The organism is Wolbachia endosymbiont of Tuta absoluta (assembly GCF_059414725.1).
In genome coordinates, this window is sequence record NZ_JBNRJY010000665.1 from 1 (window position 1) to 3,559 (window position 3,559).

Here is a 3,559-nt window from a genome sequence, read left to right on the forward strand (position 1 = left end):
GCTTGAATTCATTCGTTCACTATGCCCAGCAGCAAGTACAACAAATGTATAAGATTTATTTGTCACTTATCTTAAAGACGAAAAATGAAAACCATAATGGTTGAGCCAACTAACTCTATTGTCGTAAAAGCTCCTTAGATCGATCCTGCCACTTTTGACAGCTTCACTGTAGTTTTAGCCAGTGCTGAAGTTGTGAACACTTTTCATTAGTGTTAATTTAATTTTTTCATATACAATAATAATAAGTGGGAATAAATTAAAAAAAATTATGAATGATGAGGATCTTTTCGAAGAAGGCGATGATAATGTTGAAGAGAATAGCGATGACAGAAGAGAAAGGAATTTGAAGAATGAAAATCAGCTCGAAGAGCAATTTAAAGAGTATTTAAAACCTTTCGAGGATATTTTAAGTCAAATTGATGAAGGAGTTGATAATTTAGATAGTTACGAAAGGACTATGCAAGTAAAGCGAAGTATAGATAGGCTCATAGAAACCTTATATAGCCAAGCAGCATCTGAGGATATTGATGTAGAACTTGAAACCACAAAGCACACTCGCGATAAATCAGAATCCAAGAAAAGAGTTCTGGAAAAGAGAAAGAAACAACTGATGGAAGAGATCTTAAGTTTTCAACAACAAAAGGAGCTAATGAATAGTAGGGAAAAACATGAAGTAGCAAGTGATGGGGATGTTCAGAAGGCAAAAGCACGAGTGAAGTCTTCAATTAGGGGGGTGTTGTTTTCAGTTATTGCTCATAGAATGGATCCACGAAGGAGGGCAGGGGAAACTGCTGATGACAATGAAAAGCAAGCTCGTATGTACGGTAGAGAAGCAGTTGGTGGAGTTTTAGGTGGATTGTTCAAGGCGTTTTTAACTGCAGTTGCTGCTGTTGTGCGCGAAATTGCTAAACCACTTCAACATATGAATACACAAGAGACGTCTTTTGCAAAACAAGTTGAAGAAAGCAGAAACCAGGATTCACAGAAAGGTCGATCTGTGTAGGTCAAAGTATAATTTCAAAAAAATTTTTGAAATCATATGTACTAAACAATATCTACTCAACGCAAATTACAACAAACGCAGTAGCATAATCTTGATCATCACTTAGAGAAAGGTGTATCTTGTAGTCTTTCGAGATGAAATCCTTTGTGATAGCAAGATGTGGTTTTCCCCTGATAGTACTGTATATTTCTATATCTTTCATTATAATTCCTTGGCTGAATCCAGTGCCTAGCGCTTTAACAAAAGCTTCCTTTGCAGCAAAGCGTTTAGCAAAATATTTTGCTCTTACTTCTTGGCTATTATATTTTTTGCTTATCTCTATTTCCTTCTTAGTATAGACTTTATTGAGAAATTTTTCCCCGTATTTTTGTGATATTCTCAATATTCTGGGTATATATACTATGTCAGTGCCAATACCGTATATCATTTTGCGCTAAAACGATTTATTGCTTCTTCAACTTGTATTTCCTGTACCTCTCCAGTTGCCCTATTTTTTACTTCAACTATATTTGAAGTTACTGCTTTCTTTCCAATAATTATTTGCCACGGCAAGCCTATCAGATCCATTCTGGCAAATTTCACTCCTACACTTTCGTCCGTATCATCATAAAGCACTTCATCGCTTTTCAAAGCTTTGTATATTTTATCTGCAGCCTCCGTTACTTTTGTTTGTAAATTGATCAAACCAACTTTAAAAGGAGCTACTGCCTCTGGCCAGATAATTCCTTTATCATCATGGAAAGCTTCTATTATTGCGCCAACAAGCCTTGAAACTCCAATACCATACGAACCCATATGCATGTTAACATTTTTTCCATCTTGAGAAGTAACACTTGCCTTCATAGGTTTCGAATATTTATCACCAAAATAAAAAATATGCCCTATTTCAATACCCTTGCTAACATTTAACTGTTCTTGCGTTATAGGACAACTTTCAGGATCATGCATATCGTCTGCAACTGCATATATGCTCTTCAGGCTTTCAATATCTTCGCTTTCTAGTAATTCAAAAAGTTTATTGTCATAATATAGAGTGCTCTCACCGGTGTTTGCCAATATATGAAATTCATGACTTAAATTTCCTCCAATTGGTCCTGTATCTGCCCTCACTCCAATTGGAGTAAGCCCCATTCGTTTGAAGATTTTTATGTAAGTTTTATACATCAAATTATATGAATTCAGTGCACCTTCGTAATCTACATCAAAACTGTATGCATCCTTCATCAGAAATTCCCTGCCTCTCATAACGCCATAACGAGGTCTTACTTCGTCACGAAACTTCCACTGAATTTGATATAAACAAAGTGGTAAATCTTTGTAACTTTTTACCGTATTTCTAATCAAATCAGTTACCACCTCCTCATGTGTTGGACCAAAAAGCATATCGCTTTCATGCCTATCTTTAATACGTAGCATTTCTTTGCCGTAATCATCGTAACGTCCTGACTCTCGCCAAAGACTTGCTGGCTGCACACAAGGCATCAACACTTCAATTGCACCAATTTCATCTCTGATAATATTTTCAATATTTTTAAGTACCAAAAGACCAAGCGGCAGCCAAGAATAAATTCCAGATGCTGTCTGCTTGATTAAGCCCGCACGTAACAAATATTGATGAGAAATAATTTCAGCACCAGCCGGGGTTTCTTTTAAAGTTGGCAGGTAATATTGAGATAAACGCATTTGATAAATCTGATTGTACTAAGCAATCTTAGTACAATCAGGCCTTTAGGTAAACTTATTTTAAAAAGGAAGGAAAGTGTATGGTGCTTTTCTTGACATTTCCTTATTATTCAAATCTCTTTCGGATTTCCTGAACAGAAACAGTAGACGATTCTTGCATCTCACTACTTGCTAGCTCCACAGTATTTGTTTTTGTTGGAGAAGAAGCTTCAGATTTCGTTTTTGAATTAACAGGCTTAGGCGATATCGGTGGCTTCTCTGCCTTTAGTGTAGAACGTGGTGGAGTTGTGGATTTAGGTTTTACATTATCATCAGATTCATGACCACTGTCAGAACTATCCCTTCTTTTTTTATTGTCTAGTTGAGGGTTTAGAGGTGTTGAATATGTACTTTCATTATCGCTCCAATCTTGTTCATACTCTTCACTACTGCTACTCGATACACTACTACTACGACTCCGTGGTGGTGGGATCATAGCTGACATTTTATTGAATGCCCTGTTCAGGTTACTTGGCTGTTGTACGTTGCTCCCTTGCTTTCCATGAAGGTTTGCCCTTCGTTTCAGAAGTACTTTATTAAAATCAGCCGTAAGATCTTCTTTTTTTTCTTGTTGCCCACCTCCTTTATTGCTTGACTTCTTTGCTTCCTGTTCTTTTAACCTCTTCTTCTCAATCTCGTCACGCTTTTCCTTGCTCATGAGGTTTTTTCTTTGTTTTATTTCTGCAAACAAATCATCAATTGCAGGCCCAGAAGGGAAATTATTCCCTAAAGATGGAGGAGGAGGTGGCGGTACAATGGGTGTTTCAGGTATTACTGGAAATGATGGTGTAGGAGTATTGCTGTGTTCAAGTCCTTTTGCTTTCTGTAAATCTT

General features: G+C 36.8%; 3 protein-coding genes and 1 pseudogene. 1 reads left to right on the forward strand and 3 read right to left on the reverse strand.

Features of this window, described 5'->3' with window-relative positions; translation table 11 throughout:
- Positions 1–268 precede the first annotated feature (268 nt).
- Positions 269–1,003: a hypothetical protein gene (locus ACJ5GX_RS07085; RefSeq protein WP_006013937.1), complete on the forward strand. Its 735-nt coding sequence runs from the start codon at positions 269–271 to the stop codon at positions 1,001–1,003.
- Between the two features lie 52 nt (positions 1,004–1,055).
- On the opposite strand, the gene ACJ5GX_RS07090 is transcribed toward ACJ5GX_RS07085, so the two are convergent.
- From ACJ5GX_RS07090 to ACJ5GX_RS07100, 3 genes and pseudogenes are all read right to left on the reverse strand, one after another.
- Positions 1,056–1,430 carry a holo-[acyl-carrier-protein] synthase gene (locus tag ACJ5GX_RS07090; RefSeq protein ID WP_010401163.1) on the reverse strand — a complete coding sequence of 125 codons (375 nt, stop codon included), beginning with the start codon at positions 1,428–1,430 and terminating at the stop codon, positions 1,056–1,058.
- A complete protein-coding gene (gene proS, locus ACJ5GX_RS07095; protein ID WP_052264936.1) occupies positions 1,427–2,686 on the reverse strand; it encodes a proline--tRNA ligase in 1,260 nt (419 codons plus the stop codon). Before proS ends, ACJ5GX_RS07090 begins: the two co-directional genes overlap by 4 nt.
- Positions 2,687–2,792: 106 nt before the next feature.
- A pseudogene (locus ACJ5GX_RS07100) lies at positions 2,793–3,559 on the reverse strand (hypothetical protein); the annotation flags it as partial.